The sequence below is a fragment of the Pseudomonas fluorescens genome (assembly GCF_000802965.1).
Lineage (GTDB): Bacteria > Pseudomonadota > Gammaproteobacteria > Pseudomonadales > Pseudomonadaceae > Aquipseudomonas > Aquipseudomonas fluorescens_A.
Genome location: NZ_JSAK01000054.1, coordinates 1 through 1,505, shown reverse-complemented (window position 1 = coordinate 1,505; position 1,505 = coordinate 1). Strand labels below are relative to the sequence as shown.

Annotated in this window: 2 protein-coding genes; one reads left to right on the top strand and one right to left on the bottom strand. The window is 59.3% G+C overall.

What is annotated here, in order from left to right:
• Nucleotides 1-37 precede the first annotated feature (37 nt).
• Nucleotides 38-925, top strand: a complete 888-nt coding sequence (locus tag NL64_RS29065; protein ID WP_034151507.1) for a dihydrodipicolinate synthase family protein — start codon at nt 38-40, stop codon at nt 923-925.
• A 108-nt stretch (nt 926-1,033) separates the two neighbouring features.
• Here the strand turns inward: NL64_RS29065 and NL64_RS29060 are convergent, their stop codons facing one another.
• Complete coding sequence (locus NL64_RS29060) at nt 1,034-1,378, bottom strand: YegP family protein (protein ID WP_034151506.1); 345 nt, start codon at nt 1,376-1,378, stop codon at nt 1,034-1,036.
• Between the last annotated feature and the right edge of the window lie 127 nt (nt 1,379-1,505).

Genomic DNA, 1,505 nt, shown 5'->3' with positions numbered 1-1,505 from the left:
AGATGGGCTGACCATACATTTTGTACGGAGAAACCCAATGTCCACTGCAAACATTCACGGCATCATCGGCTACACCATCACCCCGTTTACCGCCAACGGCGAAGGCGTTGATCTTGACGCGCTCGGGCGTTCCATCGACCGCTTGATCGACGACGGTGTGCATGCCATCGCGCCACTCGGCAGCACCGGTGAAGGCGCTTACCTGAGCGATGCGGAGTGGGATCAGGTTGCCGAGTTCAGCATCAAACACGTCGCCAAACGCGTACCGACCATCGTCAGCGTATCCGACCTGACCACCGCCAAAGCAGTCCGTCGCGCACGTTTCGCCGAAGCCCACGGCGCTGACGTGGTGATGGTGCTGCCGACGTCCTACTGGAAGCTCAGCGAAGCGGAAATCCTCGCCCACTACCGCGCCATCGGCGAGAGCATCGGCGTGCCGATCATGCTCTACAACAACCCGGCCACCAGTGGCACCGACATCTCGGTGGACCTGATCCTGCGCATCGTCAAAGGCGTGGAAAACGTGACCATGGTCAAGGAGAGCACCGGCGACATTCAGCGCATGCACCAACTGCAACGCCTGGGCGAAGGCCAAGTGCCGTTCTACAACGGCTGCAATCCACTGGCGCTGGAAGCCTTCGCGGCCGGGGCCAAAGGCTGGTGCACGGCGGCGCCGAACCTTATCCCTCAGCTCAATCTGGATTTGTATGACGCGGTGCTGGCCAATGATTTGGGCAAGGCGCGCGAGCTGTTCTATCGCCAGTTGCCGTTGCTGGATTTCATCCTCAAGGGTGGCTTGCCGGCGACGATCAAGGCGGGCTTGCGTGAAACCGGGCTGGAGGTGGGTGATCCGCGGTTGCCGGTGTTCCCGTTGGGTGAGGCGGGGGTCAGTCAGTTGCAAGGCCTGTTAAAAACATTGCGCTGACCGCCAATGTAGGAGCCGGCTTGCTGGCGATGGCGTCGTGTCAGTCAACATTTATGTAGCTGAAACACCATCGCCAGCAAGCCGGCTCCTACAGGAGGTGTAGTGTTTTTAGAGCACCGGCAAGGTCTTGTCCTTGATCACCTTGGTCGGCCCGTTGGCCTTCACACTGGCGATGCCTTTCTCCAGCGCGGATTCCGAGGAATAGGCTTCGCTGCTGCCGATGATCTCGTGGTTAGCGGCCTTGAGATTGAAATAAGGATGGCCATCCTTGGTGGTTTTCTTTTCGTAGCGTTCGTCCAGCGGACTGTTGGCCTGCACTGATGCGATGCCTTTGTCGGCCGCGGCGCGGGTGGTGTACAGCTCGCTGGTCAGAATGGTTTCGGCATTGGCCGCCTTCAGCACAAACTTGAACTGGCCGCTGATGCTTTTGCTCACTTCGTACCATCCGGACATGCTCTTTCTCCTTGGCGATTGAGAGGTTGCGCGCTTCAGAGTAAAGACCAGCCAGGAGTTTCTGTCGCCCTTACCGGCCCCATCGCGGGCAAGCCCGCCTGTATGTTTAGACTTGAAGGGGGGGGGG